This is a genomic window from Algoriella xinjiangensis, assembly GCF_900115015.1.
In the GTDB taxonomy this organism is placed as follows: Bacteria; Bacteroidota; Bacteroidia; order Flavobacteriales; family Weeksellaceae; genus Empedobacter; species Empedobacter xinjiangensis.
Genome location: NZ_FOUZ01000004.1, coordinates 1 through 15,121 on the forward strand (window position 1 = coordinate 1; position 15,121 = coordinate 15,121).

Sequence of the window (15,121 nt, forward strand, 5' to 3'; positions counted from 1 at the left end):
TCTCTGTATCTGTAAGCGGTTGCAAAGGTAAGATTAAATTTTAAACTACCAAATCTTTTTTCAAAAATTTTAAAAGTTTTTATTTTTTTAAGTCTTTATCTTAAACTACCATTTCAATCCCTTTTCATACTACTCGTCTTTCGTATTGGGATTGCAAATATACGCACCCTTTTCTCATTTTACCAAACACTTTTTACAATTATTTTACATTTAATCCTTAACTAACTGAACCAAAACAAAATATTTTTTCAAAAAAGTTTAGAGGATGTTAGTTTGGATGGAGTTTTGGGCGTTTGGGGTGATAAATTGGAGGGAAAAGTGAGACTATTATATAAATGATGTCATCCTGAAACGAGTTCAGGTGGACAAAAAGAATAATTGTTCTATATATAATGAGAGATTCCTCGACAAGCTCGGAATGACAGCGAGGTATTTTTTGTTCTTAATTATAGAAATTTATCGCAGACTTGGAAAAATAGTGGATGTAGTCTAGAAACGTATTATAATTAATTTACTACGTATTAATAGATGTATTTAACTTCTTTTTTTCAAAAACATCAGTTATCATTTAATTATAAATGACTTAACTCATTTTTAAGTATTTATTTTTTTAATAATTTCAATAAAAATTCTAATAAAATAAATATGACGATCAAACTAAATGATACAGAATTACAAGAATTAGCCACACAACTGCGTCATCCTAGCGGGAAAGGCGGTGTGACGATTGCTGATAATATGAATGAAAATAATATTAAAATGACTGAATCAAGTATCTTGGAGTTAAATTTAAAGCAAAATGAACAAGTATTAGAATTAGGTCATGGAAATTGTGGTCATCTTGATTTTTTATTACAACAAGCTACAAGTATTAGGTATGTTGGATTAGAAATTTCTGAGTTGATGCAACAAGAAGCTATCAAACTCAATAAGAAACATTCAAATTCTGATGTAAGATTTGAGTTATTTAATGGAAAAACAATTCCGTTTTATGAAAAACGTTTTGATAAAATTTTTACTGTAAACACAATTTATTTTTGGGAAGATGTAAATGCATTTCTCCGAGAAATTTATCGCGTTTTAAAATCAAAAGGAAAATTTACGCTTACTTTTTCTACAAAAGAATTTATGGAAACTTTGCCTTTTACTCGTTTTGGTTTTAAATTATACTCAGAAAAAGAAATTGTTGATTTACTAAAACTTGCTAATTTCAAAATAGAAACAATTAGACAATTAAATGAAGACACTGTAAGTAAAACTGGAGAATCAGTTTACAGAAAATCAATTATAATCACAAGTTATAAAGAGTAATTGCATTTTTTTATTTACTTTTTAATCAATTTATATTGATTTTGTGAAGTATTATATTTCAAATTTACGTAATAAACTCCTTTCTTCAATTGTTTTAAATTAAGCTGAGAAGTTGATTTAGATAAATATTCAGAAAAAACGATTTGTCCATTTTGATTAACAATTTCAACTGTTATATTTACAATCGGTTCAGAAAAATAAACGATATCTTTTATTGGATTAGGATATAATTTTACAATTTCATTCTTTATATCTATTGTATTCAATTGTTGTTTTGCTTCAGAAAAATGCAGCAAAGTTGCCAAAGAACCTTTTACAACTTCATACAGATAATTCAAATCCAAATTATCAATCACATCATTAATTGTATGTGCATAAGGCGTTTCATTTTTCTCAAAAAGCCCAGTTATAGGATATCCAACCGCTTGAAAAGGCATATAATCTGAACTATATGCATTAGAAATTTCGGTTTTTAATAATGTGTACAACGGAAAAATATTTGCCATTTTAGTTGTTAATTCTGATGAAGCCGCATTATTTGAAGTCGGATTGCTCTCATCTTGTTCACAAACAATAATCGTGTTGGCTTTATTTTTTACACCACCAACCTCATCAATATTCAAAACAGCTTTTATTTTTAGGTTTTGCGGAACAGCAATTTTATTCACATACTCTTGGCTCCCAATCAAACCACGTTCTTCTCCTGTAAAATGGATAAATTTTATCGAATAATCCGTCTCAATATTCGCCATCAATCGAGCAATTTCTAACAAAGTTACCGTTCCCGAGCCGTTATCATTTGCACCAGGACCATTCAAGGTATCATAATGTCCATCAATAATTATAAATTCATCAGGATATTTTTTACCAAGTTTTGTCACAATCAAATTATAACCAATATTCCCAGAAACATTTACAGATTGCTGCTCTATAGTCGTATAACCATAATTTTTATAATACGATTTTAACCAATCAAACGCATTGTTGTGCGCAGAAGATCCAACCGTTTTGATTCCGAAATCTTGAAATTTTTGTAGTTTTTGCTGAACCGAATCAAATTTTACTTGTGTGACGATTGATTGATAAAACGGATTAAACTCTTGTGCATTTGCAGAAATTGAGGCAATAAAAAGTGTAAGTTGTAAAAATATATTTTTCATTTTATCTTAATTAATCGACAAATAGCAAACGAAAAAGTTTATAAATTATTTAAATAACTTTTTTAAATCTTCGATTCCTTGGGTTGCATTTTTCTTAATGTGTTTAATTTTACTGTTAATTGGCAAATCACTTGGATCGATGCAAATGATTTGAGTTTTTGCTGATACATAATCTAATAATGATGCTGCGGGATAAACTTGCAAAGACGTTCCGATTACAATCAAAATATCTGCTTTCAAAACCTCATCAATTGCATTATCCATCATCGGAACCATTTCTCCAAACCAAACAATTGCTGGTCGAAGTTGATTTCCGTCTTCGGCTAAATCGCCAATTTTTATATCATCATTCCAATCATACACCAAATTTTCATCTTTATCACTTTTTGCTTTTCGCAATTCGCCGTGCAAATGAATGATATTTTTAGAACCTGCGCGCTCATGTAAATCGTCCACATTTTGTGTGATAATGGTCACATCAAATTCATTTTCTAATTCTTTCAGAAAATAATGCGCCGCATTTGGTGTTACATCAAACAATTGTTTTCTGCGTTGATTGTAAAAATCTTGTACCAATTCTGGATTTTTTAAATATCCATCAATCGAAGCGACTTCCATAATATCATGATTTTCCCACAATCCATTTGCATCTCGAAATGTAGAAATTCCACTTTCGGCACTAATTCCAGCTCCCGTTAAAACAACAATTTTCATTTACCTTATTATTAAAGACTAAAAATACAGTTTTTTATTTGTTGTAAAATATTGTCCATAAAAAAAACGCTCATCAAAATGATGCGCGTTTTTTTGTTATTTTAAACTTCTTAATTCGTTAATCTTGACTAAGCACATGATGCAAAAAGTTACAAACATGGTAATTGTTAAAATAGCTGCGTTAATTATCATATTTTTTAATTTATCGGTTAAATCTTTTATTAAAGTTAACGCGATTAATCCTTTTAATAATAATTCTGAACACGAAATAAACGTATAACTGCTTTATTTTTAATGAATAAAAAATAGATAAACAAAAAAACCTCAGTTGGAAAACCGAGGCTTTTTCTCTACTAAAACTTAAGTACCATGAAAACTCAACTAACTTATATAAAGACTAGTACTTGTCTTCTAAATAATCAAACGATATACCAAACGATATTTTAAGATGTTAAAAATAAAAAAGCACTCAAAATTTGAGTGCTTTGAATAAATAACTATAAAATTATTATTTAGAAAGTATATTTATTTTCTTTAATTAACAAATCTGCAATCTCAGTTTTTAAGTTTACAATGTTTGGATATTCATTGTAACGTGTAAATCTTCTTAAACCAGATAACATCATGCGTTGCTCGTCTCCTTCTGTAAAAGAAATAATTCCGCGTGTAGCTTCTGATTTGATAATTTCTACAGATTTGAATAATTGTAATTGAACTATTTTTACTGCATTTGCAGCTGCGTCAGCTCCTTTTTCTTTAGCTATTTTTTCTGCACGTAACATAGCAGACTCAACCATATAAATTTCTTGCATGATATGAGAAGCAGCTAAAATTAATTGTTGATGTTGCTCTAATTCTGCTCCAAATTTTTGTAATGCAGAACCAGCTACCATAAAAAATGCTTTTTTAAGATTTGCAATGATTTCTTTTTCTTGTGCAAATAATTCAGAATAATCTGGTACATCAAAAGATGGAATAGACATTAATTCGTTTGCAACATTCATTGCTGGCGTCATCAAATCAACTTTACCTTTAAAAGCACGTTTTACTAACATTGATACACATAATAATGTATTAATTTCGTTTGTACCTTCATAAATTCTAGAAATACGCGCATCTCTCCAAGCAGATTCCATTGGCATTTCTTTCGAATATCCCATTCCTCCATAAATTTGTATTCCTTGATCTGCAGAATCTTGAGCAGAATCAGAAATCCAAACTTTTAAAATAGACGCTTCAATTGCATATTCTTCGATACCTTTTAATTCGGCTTCATTATGCGACATTCCTTTTGCAACATTATCATCAATTGCATCTTGTACATCTTTCGCAGCGCGATAAGCACCCGATTCTGAAGTAAAAGCTGCAACAGCCATATCAGCCAATTTTTCTTTGATTGCACCAAATGTATTGATTGATGTATTGAATTGTTTACGCTCTGAAGCATATTGCAATGCATTATCTAAAATACGACGTTGCGCATCTAAACAAGCCGCACCTAATTTGATACGTCCAACGTTTAGAGCATTCATCGCGATTTTAAATCCTCCATCTCTTTCTCCTAATAAGTTTTCTACAGGAACACGAACTTGGTTAAAGAACACTTGACGAGTTGATGAAGAAACAATTCCTAATTTATCTTCCTCTTCTCCTAAAGAAAAACCTTCGCCAGCTTTATCTTTTTCTACAATAAATGCTGTGATGTTTTTATCATCATCAATACGAGCAAAAACAATAAATAATTCTGCAAAACCTGCATTTGTTATCCACATTTTTTGTCCAGAAATGATGTATTCTTTTCCATCTTCGGATAAAACAGCTTTTGTTTTTCCTGAATTTGCATCAGAACCAGCTTCTGGCTCAGTTAAACAATATGATGCAAACCATTCTCCTGAAGCTAATTTTGGTAAATATTTTTGTTTTTGCTCTTCAGTTCCGTATAATGTAATTGGCATTGTACCAATACCTGTGTGCGCACCAAAAGCAGTTGCCAAAGAACCTGTAGCACCAGAAATGTAATCGCAAACTAACATTGTTGTTACGAATCCCATTCCCATTCCGCCATATTCTTCTGGAACAGAAATTCCTAATAATCCTAATTCACCAATTTTACGCATTAAATCTTCGATTAACGCATAATCTTTTTTCTCGATTTGGTGTTTTTTTGGAACAACTTCTTTATCAATAAATTCTTTTGCTGATTGAAGAATCATTTGTTGTTCTTCTGATAAGTCTTCGTAAGTGAAGATATCATTATATGAAGCGTCTTTAACTAAATATTGACCTCCGATTAATCTATTTGGATTTGTAGACATTTTATTTTTTTGTTTAGATTTTAGACTTTGTTATTTTAAATATTCGAAAACAGAAGCTGCTCCTTGTCCCGTACCAACACACATTGTTACGATACCGTATTTTGCTTTTCTTGCTTCCATTTCGTGTAACAATTGAACCGTTAACTTAGTACCCGAACATCCAAGTGGATGACCAAGTGCAATTGCACCTCCGTTTACATTTACTTTTGAAGGATCTAAATTTAATTCGCGCATAATTGCAACAGATTGTGATGCAAAAGCTTCGTTTAATTCGATCAAATCAATATCATCTTGTTTTAAACCTGCTTGTTCTAATGCTTTTGGAATTGCGAACATTGGTCCGATTCCCATAATACGTGGTGGCACACCAACCGCCGTATAAGCCATAAGACGAGCAACTGGCTCTAAACCTAATTCTTTTACCATATCCTCAGACATTACCATTACAAAAGCAGCACCGTCTGACATTTGCGAAGAATTACCTGCTGTTACAGATCCTCCTTGTGCAAAAACGGGACGTAATTTTGCTAAACCTTCTATAGATGTATCTGTACGTGGACCTTCGTCTACTTTGAAGTCAAATTTCTTTGTTTGAATTTTTTCATTCGCATCTAAAAAATTATAATTTACCTCAACAGGAACTATTTGAGAAGCAAATTTTCCTTCTGCATTTGCTTTTAATGCTTTTTGATGAGAATTGAATGCAAACTGATCTTGCTCTTCGCGCGAAACTTTAAATTCTTGCGCTACAGCTTCTGCAGTTAATCCCATTCCCCAATAATAATCTGGATGATCTTTTGCCAAATCCGTTTCTGGAACTGGTTTATAACCTCCCATTGGAATATATGACATAGATTCTGCTCCTCCTGCAATAATACATTCTGCCATTCCTGTGCGGATTTTAGCAGCTGCTAATGCAATTGCTTCTGAACCTGATGCGCAGTAACGGTTAATTGTAACTCCTGGAACTTTATCTGTTTTTAATCCCATTAACGAGATTAAACGTGCCATATTCAATCCTTGCTCTGCTTCTGGCATTGCACAACCAACGATTAAATCGTCGATGCGCGCAGGATCTAATGTTGGATAATCTTCCATTAATCTTTTGATAACTGTAGCCGCCAATTCGTCTGGACGTGTAAAACGTAAAGTTCCTTTTGGTGCTTTACCTACAGCGGATCTGTATCCTGTAACAATATATGCTTGTTTCATTTTTTAATTTCTTAAAGGTTTACCTGTTTTTAACATGTATTGGATACGTTCTAAAGTTTTTCTTTCTCCACAAAGAGATAAGAAAGTTTCTCTTTCTAAATCTAACAAGTATTGTTCTGAAACTTCACTTGCTTCAGACAAGTTACCTCCTGTCATTACATATCCTAATTTGTTTGCAATTAAACGATCATGATCTGATGCAAAACGACCAGCTACTAATTGATCTGTTCCTACGTAAAACATACCCATTGCTTCTTTTCCTAAAACTTGTACTTTACGACGAATAGGTTGTGTATAACCAGCTTCTGCCATAATAATCGCGTGTTTTTTAGCTTCTGCAATTTGACGTTCTCCATTTACAACGATAATATCTTGATCGCGAATAATTCCCATGTTTTTCGCTTCGTAAGCCGAAGTTGCAACTTTAGCCATTGCGATATTCATGAAATTATCTCTCAAATGATTCACTTTTACATCATCTTTCAACGCAAATTCTGTTGCACGACGAGCAAATTCTTTAGAACCACCACCACCAGGAATTAATCCAACTCCAACCTCAACTAAACCGATGTAAGTTTCTGCTGCTGCAACAATTTTATCTGCATGAAGTGACATTTCGCAACCTCCACCTAAAGCCATTCCGTGAGGAGCAACAACAACTGGAATATCCGAATAACGAACGCGCATCATTGTGTCTTGAAACATTTTGATTGCCATGTTCAATTCCCACCAATCTTGTTCTGCAGCCATCATCATAATCATTGCTAAATTTGCACCTACAGAAAAATTGTCTGCTTGGTTACCAATTACAACACCACGATAATCTTTTTCGGCTAACTCAATTCCTTTATTGATTCCTTGTAAAACTCCTCCTCCAAGAGAATTCATTTTAGAACGGAACTCGATATTGATAATTCCATCTCCTAAATCTTGAATAGATGTTTCTGCATTAGACCATATTTCGTTTGATTTACGAATATTGTCTAAAATAATAAATGCATCTTGACCAGGAATTAATTCGAATTGTTTTGAAGTTTGGTTGTAGAATAATTTTTTACCATTTTCTATCTTATAAAATGAAGTTGCACCACTTTCTGCTAATTCTTTTACCCAATCTGCAACTGTAAAACCTTCTGATTCGGCTAATTTTATTCCATTTTCTAATCCAACAAAATCCCATGTTTCAAATGGTCCATATTTCCAAGCGTAACCTGTTTTTAAGGCATCGTCAATTGGATAAAGAACATCTGTAATTTCTGGAACACGTTGAGAAACGTAAGCAAATAATGATGCAAAATGTTTACGAATTAAATCTCCTGCTTTACCAGAATCTTTTAATAAAACGCCTAATTTATTACGCATAGATCCTGCTTGTTTCGCAGTTTCTACAGCCGTAACTTTTGCACGTTCCATTGGACGATACTCTAATGTATCTAAATCTAAAGCGAAACGATTTAAGTTTCCTTCTTTGTCTTTTTCTTTATAATAAAAACCTTTTCCGGTTTTATCTCCTAAAAATTTATTGTTGATTAAGAAATCTAAGAATTTAGCATCTTTTAATCCTTGAATCATTGCATCATTTGGCGCATTTTGTTGTAAACCTTTTGTTACATTATATGCTGTATCAAGACCTACTAAATCGCCTAATTTGAATGTTCCTGTTTTTGGACGACCAAGTATAGAACCTGTTAAAGTATCGGCTTCTTCTATTGTTAAACCTAACTCTTGCGTCAATTCCATTACTTTTGCCATCGAGTAAACTCCTACTCTATTCCCGATAAAACCTGGTGTATCTTTACATAAAACAGGTGTTTTACCTAAGAATAATGAAGCGTAATTTTGGAAAAACTCTACTACTGATTTATCTGTAGTTGGAGTTGGAATAATTTCGAATAATTTTAAGTAACGTGGTGGATTGAAAAAATGCGTTCCACAGAAATGTTTTTGAAAATCATCTGAACGTCCTTCTGCCATTAAATGAATTGGAATACCAGAAGTGTTAGAGGTAACCAAAGTTCCTTGTTTACGGAATTGATCTACTTTTTCAAAAATTGATTTTTTGATATCTAATCGTTCAATTACAACTTCTATCACCCAATCCGAGTTTTTTATTTTCTCGAAATCATCATCAAAATTTCCTACCGTTATACGAGAAGCAAATGCTTTGTCGTAAATAGGCGAAGGAGCGCTTTTTAATGCAGTGTCTAAATGAGACTGAGCAGTTCTGTTACGAACCACTTTATCCTCTAAAGTAAGTCCTTTCGCTTGCTCTTGTGGTGTAAGCTCGCGAGGAACCATATCAAGCATCAAGACTTGGACACCGATGTTTGCAAAATGACATGCAATACCAGAACCCATTACTCCTGAACCTAATACGGTTACGTGTTTAACGTGTCTTCTCATAATTGTTTTTAAATATTTTTTTGTCCGATATTAATTGATTTATCTTATAAATAACTTCTAAGAAAATTTGCATTTTCTCTGGTTCGATATGATTATTTATCGCTGTATTAAATTGTAAAACAAAATGTTTTGAGATATCTCTCATTCGTAATCCTTCTTCTGTCAATGTAATCAAAACACTTCGTCCATCTTCTGGATTTGGTTTTCTTACAATAAAACCTCTTGCTTCTAAATTTTTTAATGTACGCGATAAGCTTGTTGGCTCTATTCCCATTTTTGGTCCTAATGATGTACTTGGTGTACCTCCTCGCGGATCTATAGATAATAATGTAAATGCATACACCATTGTCGAATTGTATTCGCCGGCTTGCTCATTATACATTTTCTGAACAGATAGCCATGTTGATCGTAATAAATAGTCTATCGTTAAATCTTCTCTTAACATGTTTTAGTGTATGTATAACAAATATAATCTTTTTTACTATGCAAGCATAATAAAGTTTAAAATTTAATATTAGTTTAATAAAATTTTAATCAATTTACTACTTATCAGTAAATTAAATATTTAAATGATTGTTAAAAAAATAAACGTTATGAATAAATAGTATATTTTTTTATTCATTTTAGTTTCTCTTAAAATACCTTGGTGTAGAAGTACACCAAATTAAAATCGATAATAGATATTATACAAAGCTTACATTATAAATAAATAGAATTATTTAATCTCTTTTCAACGGCATACATTCGTAGAAAATTAAAATACAGCTTATGGCATCTAATCATACGGTGAATAAAGTAACGGCTGCCTCGCTATTAATCACCTTCGGGATTATTTATGGCGATATAGGAACCAGCCCGTTATATGTAATGAAAGCGATAATTGGAGAAAATCGTGTGATAGAGGAAAGTATTGTTTACGGAGGTGTGTCTTGTGTTTTTTGGACATTATTTTTTCAAACTTCTATAAAATATGTATGGTTAACGCTAAAAGCGGACAATGATGGCGAAGGTGGTATTTTTTCGTTGTATTCATTAATCAGACGAAAAGGTAAAAATCTTATTTTACCAACCATTATTGGTGCTTCGGCATTATTAGCAGATGGTATAATTACGCCGCCCGTTTCGGTTTCTTCTGCTGTAGAAGGTTTGCGAATGATAGACGGATTAGAACATATACCAACAATACCCATAGTTATCTTTATATTATCCATTTTATTCTTCTTTCAACGATTTGGAACAAATAAAGTAGGAAAAATATTTGGTCCATTTATGGTCGTTTGGTTTACCATGTTATTGGGGTTAGGAATTTTATATATTTTAAAATATCCTGATATCATAAGTGCGCTTAATCCTTATTATGCCTATAATCTCTTAACAAATTATCCACATGGTTTCTGGATTTTAGGTGCTGTTTTTTTATGTACAACTGGTGCCGAAGCTTTGTATTCTGACTTAGGACATTGTGGTAAAATGAATATTAGAATTAGCTGGATTTATGTAAAAATATGTTTAGTAGTTAACTATTTAGGGCAAGCAGCTTGGTTATTACACCAAGAAGATCCAATGTTAGATGGTCGTAATCCGTTTTACGAAATGATGCCAGATTGGTTTTTAATTCCAGGAATATGTATTGCAACTGGAGCAGCAATTATAGCTTCGCAAGCCTTAATTACAGGATCTTTTACATTAATTAACGAAGCAATTAACTTAGGTTTCTGGCCACGAACATTAATTATACAACCCAACGAGCACAAAAGCCAAGTATATATACCAATCATCAACTTTTTACTTTGGGCTGGTTGTGTATTTATTGTGTTATTTTTTAAAGATTCATCGCACATGGAGGCCGCATATGGGCTGGCAATTACCGTCACCATGTTAATGACAACTTTATTACTTTCTTATTATTTAAACTATTATACCAAGTTTAATAAGCTATTTATCATTGCAATTTTATCTATTTTTGTTGCGATAGAAACCTCATTTTTCATTGCAAATGTTGTCAAATTTGCAGAAGGTGGTTACTTAGCTTTATTGATGGGATGGGTTTTCTTTGTGGTTATGTATTGTAGTTTTTATGGAAAAATCTTGAACTCAAGAAACTTAGAATTTGTGAAAATAAAACGTTATGCAAATGTGTTAACGGAATTAAGCGAAGACAAAACAGTCAATAAATATTCAACATTTTTATTCTATTTAACGAAATCTACAAATCCAAAAAATGTAGAAAAATATAGTATACAATCTATTTTATCGAAACGCCCAAAACGTGCCGATGTTTATTGGTTTGTAAACCTAAATCGAGATAACGAACCGTATACTTTAAACTATAAAATTTTGCCAATTGTTGATCAAAAAATATATCGAATAACGTTTAATATTGGTTTCCGAGTACAACCGAAAACAGAACAATATATCAAAAAAGTTATTAACGATATGTATGCAGATGGTGAATTACAGCTAAAATATCTAAGTCCTTGTTTGAAAAAATACAACCAAGATCCTGATATGAAATTTGTATTAATTGAGAAATTTCCATCAATAGAAACAAAGCTTACAATGCGCGAATTTTTTACTTTAAAAGTATATTATATCTTAAAGAAAATAGAGTTTAATATTCCGAAAAGTTTTGGTTTAGAGAAAAACGATGTGGTTGTAGAACACATTCCGTTATACGTTCACAAAAACAACGTAGACGATTTAACGCGAATACATTAACCTTTATATATAAAAAAATCCAGATTTATAATCTGGATTTTTTTATATAATTACTTTACTTTTTAATCAATCAAAGTGCAAATAATTGTTTGATTTGAATTAAAATTTACTAGAATTTCTTTTCCGCCACTTATTACATTAGCATCAGAAAAATCACCATTGATTTTAACTATTTTTAATTGACCAATTTGTGTTTTTAATTTTCGTCCTTCTATTTCTTCAACCAGTTCTACTTTTAACTTTTTATTCTCAGAAAAACCTTCACTTTTTCCTCCAATTATAATTACTCTAGAAGCTTGATCTTTTTTAGATTCAATAATCTTTACAATTTTAGATTCAAAAGGAAATGTTTTATTAAAATAATTAATCACATCTATTTCTACGGTTTTAAAAGCTTCATTAATTGCGCTTTCTGGTGTAAACATCAAATCACTCACTTTTGTCTGAAAAGTTGCAGCTTCGGTTGTTACTCCAGTTTCAACATTATTTATTTTTAATGTAAATGCATAACTTGCCTTGTATCCATTAATCGATCCATCTGTGTTTTTCATCGCAAAAACATTCATTTTTACAAGATCACCAACTAACAAAAACTCTGAAGCTAAAGCAGCGTCTTGTTTTGCTAAATTTTTAGAATCTATAAACTGTTCTGATTTCTGAAACTCTAATTCATCTTTTACTCGATTATAACTCGATCTATCAACAACTATAAATTTTTTGGTATTGGTTACAGTTTTAACAATCATTTCTGTAATTGATGGACTAAATTTTGAATTACTAGCGGATGAAAATTGTGAAATTCCTAAAACAGGTTTTTCATTTTTTTGCGCAAAACTAATTACTGATAAAAATAAAAAACAAAATCTTAATAATTTCATTTTATAAATTATTAGAAGATTTGATTGTTGAAATTAAGTTTTTTATTACAATTAAATTATTATTTAATTCTGGTAATGTTAATGATAAAACTTCTTTTGAAAAATTTAAAGATTTTAATACTTTTCCTGCTGCTAATGGATTTGCTTTTTTAACATCTCCTGCTACTTCTGTTGCAATACCTGCATAATTATTAACCAATAAAACTTGTGCTCCTATAGCTAAAGCAACATTCTCTAATTCTTCTAAAGATGGTTTATCAGTTGTAACTTCAGTAATTCCTTCTACAGTTTCTCCTACAGTACGTTTATATAATTCTGGAATTTGCGCCGAAAGATTTTTTGAGTTTAATAATAATAGTGCAGAATTTGAAGCTAAATTATCAATAGTAGAAACACCAGATTGTTTTGGTTCTTCTAATTTTTCCATTTTCTTTTGGCGCTCAATTGTTTTTTCTGACTTCAATTCTTTCTTAATCATCTCTCTTTCTACTTTTAATTCTTCTGTAGTTTGAGCAAATGCAACTGCTGACAATAATAACGTAGTAACGAAAGTTAATTTTAGTAAAACTTTTTTCATAATATTTTATTTATCTAATTAATTTTTAGCGAATTATATAATTATAGGTAACAGGATTTTTTTTGTAATAGGCAACACAAATATCTCTAATGGCTCTGATAGCAGCTTTTTCTTTTGCAACATCGTCATTATGTTGTTTTAACATAAAGTCCCATTCTTTCTTTTCTTGTGCATTTAAGTTAGCTTCCAATTGTTTTAAAATTTGTAAAGCTTCATTTCTACAAGTAGATTCAGTATTAATGGTTGACAAAATATTAGCTGCAATTTGTTTTTCATTTTGAGCTAAATATCCACGTGCTTCTAATAATTGTTCTTGACATTTTTTTGAAGAATATTGCTTGTAAATAGCCAATGCTTTTTGTTTTGCTTTAGAAAAACAACTTACTTCCGAAGGAACAGATATTAATAATGAAAGTGCTTCTTCATAATTACCTTGCATGCTCAGATTTTCTGCTTTTGCAATTATTTGATTACAACTATTTTTATAATAATCAATAATTTTTTCTTTTCCTGATGATATAAATCGTGACAATTTTTCATCTTTTATATCTAATTTATTTATTGCATTATTTATAGCTTCACGCTCACTTTTACCAGTTCCTATAATTTCTTTTGTATAACTAGAAAAAGTTGTATTAGACTCCATATTTTTTATATAATAATTAAACTCAAGTTTAATCGTATTTACATTATATAAACCAGATTCTACTATATTTCTATCCATAATTACTAAGGAAGGATAAATAACGAAACTGTTATTAACACCAGAAACTATCTCGTTGTATGTAAGTAATTGTATGGTTTTGCTATTCAATTTTGCAAGGGCATTATAGCTTAACATCTCATCTTCATCTGGTAAAACAATCGATAAATTAATCTTGTTTGCGGCATCTGTTTTCTGTGCATTTAAAAAATTTACAAACAGAAATAAAAAAAGTATTATTATTTTTTTCATTAGTGTATAATTACATTTTGAGTATTACCCAAATAAGTTGTTTTTAACTTTATTCCGTATGTTTTTAAATAATTTTCTAACGATTTAGAGAATTTATTTGGAGAATAATTTCGTCCATTTTGTTCAAACAAAGGAATTTTTACTTGATCAAAAACCATTAAATATTCAGAAATATTAGGAAACGCATAATTATTTTTATAAGAATTATCTGCAATCCAATTTTCAATTTTTTCGCCTAAAGATTCTTCGCCAATTTCTGTATCAAAAGTGTAAGTTGATTCTTTGTCAATACTAATATTTAGCATAATTGTACGTCCATCTTTTACAATTAGATCAAATTTTGTTTGCATAACATTCAAAAAATCATCTGCAATAGATTCTATCGCTTTTGATGTCAATTTTGAATAATCTTCTGTATAAAATTTACCACTTTCTCCAACTTTATTTGATAATGAATTTCCTGACGAAACTTCATAAGCAGTTAAAATAAAATTAACTGAATTTCCAGACGAAGTCTGTTGTATATCTATCTCGGCGTCTACATAAATATCTGCCGAAGAACTTCTAATAATTTCCGATTTCAAATCAGTTTGTGTATCCTGAGATAAAGCAGCATTTGTTCCTATCGCTTTTATTTTAGCAATTGCATCAATCGTTGTAAAACCTCTACTATCAAAAGCTTCTTTTATTTTTGTTAACGCTATTCTATAATTTATATCATTCTCAATTTTTGCTCTAAGATCTTCTCCTGATTTTAAATTTGGAATGACAATAATTTTAGGTTGAATTGTTTTTAATTCAGTTTGTTGTGCTAATATTGTGTTAGAAAATCCTAAACATAATACACTAAATAATAATTTTATAAACACTGATTTCAT

At 30.7% G+C, this 15,121-nt stretch carries 12 protein-coding genes; 2 read left to right on the forward strand and 10 right to left on the reverse strand.

Translation table 11 applies throughout. The features are described from left to right. The first annotated feature begins 645 nt into the window (after positions 1–645). A complete protein-coding gene (locus BM072_RS04245) occupies positions 646–1,311 on the forward strand; it encodes a class I SAM-dependent methyltransferase (protein ID WP_092906894.1) in 666 nt (221 codons plus the stop codon). Between the two features lie 14 nt (positions 1,312–1,325). Here the strand turns inward: BM072_RS04245 and BM072_RS04250 are convergent, their stop codons facing one another. The 6 genes from BM072_RS04250 to BM072_RS04275 all read right to left on the reverse strand — a co-directional run bounded on the left by BM072_RS04250 (position 1,326) and on the right by BM072_RS04275 (position 9,560). Beyond that, positions 1,326–2,471 (reverse strand): M20/M25/M40 family metallo-hydrolase, encoded by a 1,146-nt coding sequence (locus tag BM072_RS04250; RefSeq protein WP_092906896.1) that lies wholly within the window; start codon positions 2,469–2,471, stop codon positions 1,326–1,328. 45 nt (positions 2,472–2,516) lie between these two features. Next, positions 2,517–3,185, reverse strand: coding sequence for an SIR2 family NAD-dependent protein deacylase (locus BM072_RS04255; RefSeq protein ID WP_092906898.1), 669 nt, complete (start codon positions 3,183–3,185; stop codon positions 2,517–2,519). A gap of 512 nt (positions 3,186–3,697) precedes the next feature. After that, a complete protein-coding gene (locus tag BM072_RS04260; RefSeq protein ID WP_092906900.1) occupies positions 3,698–5,500 on the reverse strand; it encodes an acyl-CoA dehydrogenase family protein in 1,803 nt (600 codons plus the stop codon). Between the two features lie 30 nt (positions 5,501–5,530). Next, complete coding sequence (locus BM072_RS04265; protein WP_092906902.1) at positions 5,531–6,712, reverse strand: acetyl-CoA C-acyltransferase; 1,182 nt, start codon at positions 6,710–6,712, stop codon at positions 5,531–5,533. A gap of 3 nt (positions 6,713–6,715) precedes the next feature. Further along, complete coding sequence (locus BM072_RS04270) at positions 6,716–9,115, reverse strand: 3-hydroxyacyl-CoA dehydrogenase/enoyl-CoA hydratase family protein (protein WP_092906904.1); 2,400 nt, start codon at positions 9,113–9,115, stop codon at positions 6,716–6,718. Further along, positions 9,099–9,560, reverse strand: a complete 462-nt coding sequence (locus BM072_RS04275; RefSeq protein WP_092906906.1) for a MarR family winged helix-turn-helix transcriptional regulator — start codon at positions 9,558–9,560, stop codon at positions 9,099–9,101. The genes BM072_RS04270 and BM072_RS04275 overlap by 17 nt, the downstream gene beginning before the upstream one ends. Before the next feature lie 323 nt (positions 9,561–9,883). On the opposite strand from BM072_RS04275, the gene BM072_RS04280 reads away from it, so the two are divergent. Beyond that, positions 9,884–11,833 carry a KUP/HAK/KT family potassium transporter gene (locus BM072_RS04280; protein ID WP_092906908.1) on the forward strand — a complete coding sequence of 650 codons (1,950 nt, stop codon included), beginning with the start codon at positions 9,884–9,886 and terminating at the stop codon, positions 11,831–11,833. Between the two features lie 62 nt (positions 11,834–11,895). Here the strand turns inward: BM072_RS04280 and BM072_RS04285 are convergent, their stop codons facing one another. The 4 genes from BM072_RS04285 to BM072_RS04300 are packed head-to-tail and all read right to left on the reverse strand — an operon-like array spanning position 11,896 to position 15,121. Further along, positions 11,896–12,711: a CsgG/HfaB family protein gene (locus BM072_RS04285; RefSeq protein WP_092906910.1), complete on the reverse strand. Its 816-nt coding sequence runs from the start codon at positions 12,709–12,711 to the stop codon at positions 11,896–11,898. Position 12,712: 1 nt separating this feature from the next. Further along, positions 12,713–13,288, reverse strand: a complete 576-nt coding sequence (locus BM072_RS04290) for a hypothetical protein (RefSeq protein ID WP_092906912.1) — start codon at positions 13,286–13,288, stop codon at positions 12,713–12,715. Between the two features lie 25 nt (positions 13,289–13,313). Next, positions 13,314–14,243: a hypothetical protein gene (locus tag BM072_RS04295; protein WP_092906914.1), complete on the reverse strand. Its 930-nt coding sequence runs from the start codon at positions 14,241–14,243 to the stop codon at positions 13,314–13,316. Continuing rightward, positions 14,243–15,121, reverse strand: a complete 879-nt coding sequence (locus BM072_RS04300; protein WP_143080473.1) for a DUF6175 family protein — start codon at positions 15,119–15,121, stop codon at positions 14,243–14,245. The genes BM072_RS04295 and BM072_RS04300 overlap by 1 nt, the downstream gene beginning before the upstream one ends.

Coding starts and splice junctions, on each gene's coding strand:
- BM072_RS04280 (WP_092906908.1), top strand. CDS start 9,884: ATGGCATCTAATCATACGGTGAATAAAGTAACGGCTGCCTCGCTATTA.
- BM072_RS04295 (WP_092906914.1), bottom strand. CDS start 14,243: ATGAAAAAAATAATAATACTTTTTTTATTTCTGTTTGTAAATTTTTTA.
- BM072_RS04285 (WP_092906910.1), bottom strand. CDS start 12,711: ATGAAATTATTAAGATTTTGTTTTTTATTTTTATCAGTAATTAGTTTT.
- BM072_RS04300 (WP_143080473.1), bottom strand. CDS start 15,121: ATGAAATCAGTGTTTATAAAATTATTATTTAGTGTATTATGTTTAGGA.
- BM072_RS04270 (WP_092906904.1), bottom strand. CDS start 9,115: ATGAGAAGACACGTTAAACACGTAACCGTATTAGGTTCAGGAGTAATG.
- BM072_RS04250 (WP_092906896.1), bottom strand. CDS start 2,471: ATGAAAAATATATTTTTACAACTTACACTTTTTATTGCCTCAATTTCT.
- BM072_RS04275 (WP_092906906.1), bottom strand. CDS start 9,560: ATGTTAAGAGAAGATTTAACGATAGACTATTTATTACGATCAACATGG.
- BM072_RS04260 (WP_092906900.1), bottom strand. CDS start 5,500: ATGTCTACAAATCCAAATAGATTAATCGGAGGTCAATATTTAGTTAAA.
- BM072_RS04255 (WP_092906898.1), bottom strand. CDS start 3,185: ATGAAAATTGTTGTTTTAACGGGAGCTGGAATTAGTGCCGAAAGTGGA.
- BM072_RS04265 (WP_092906902.1), bottom strand. CDS start 6,712: ATGAAACAAGCATATATTGTTACAGGATACAGATCCGCTGTAGGTAAA.
- BM072_RS04290 (WP_092906912.1), bottom strand. CDS start 13,288: ATGAAAAAAGTTTTACTAAAATTAACTTTCGTTACTACGTTATTATTG.
- BM072_RS04245 (WP_092906894.1), top strand. CDS start 646: ATGACGATCAAACTAAATGATACAGAATTACAAGAATTAGCCACACAA.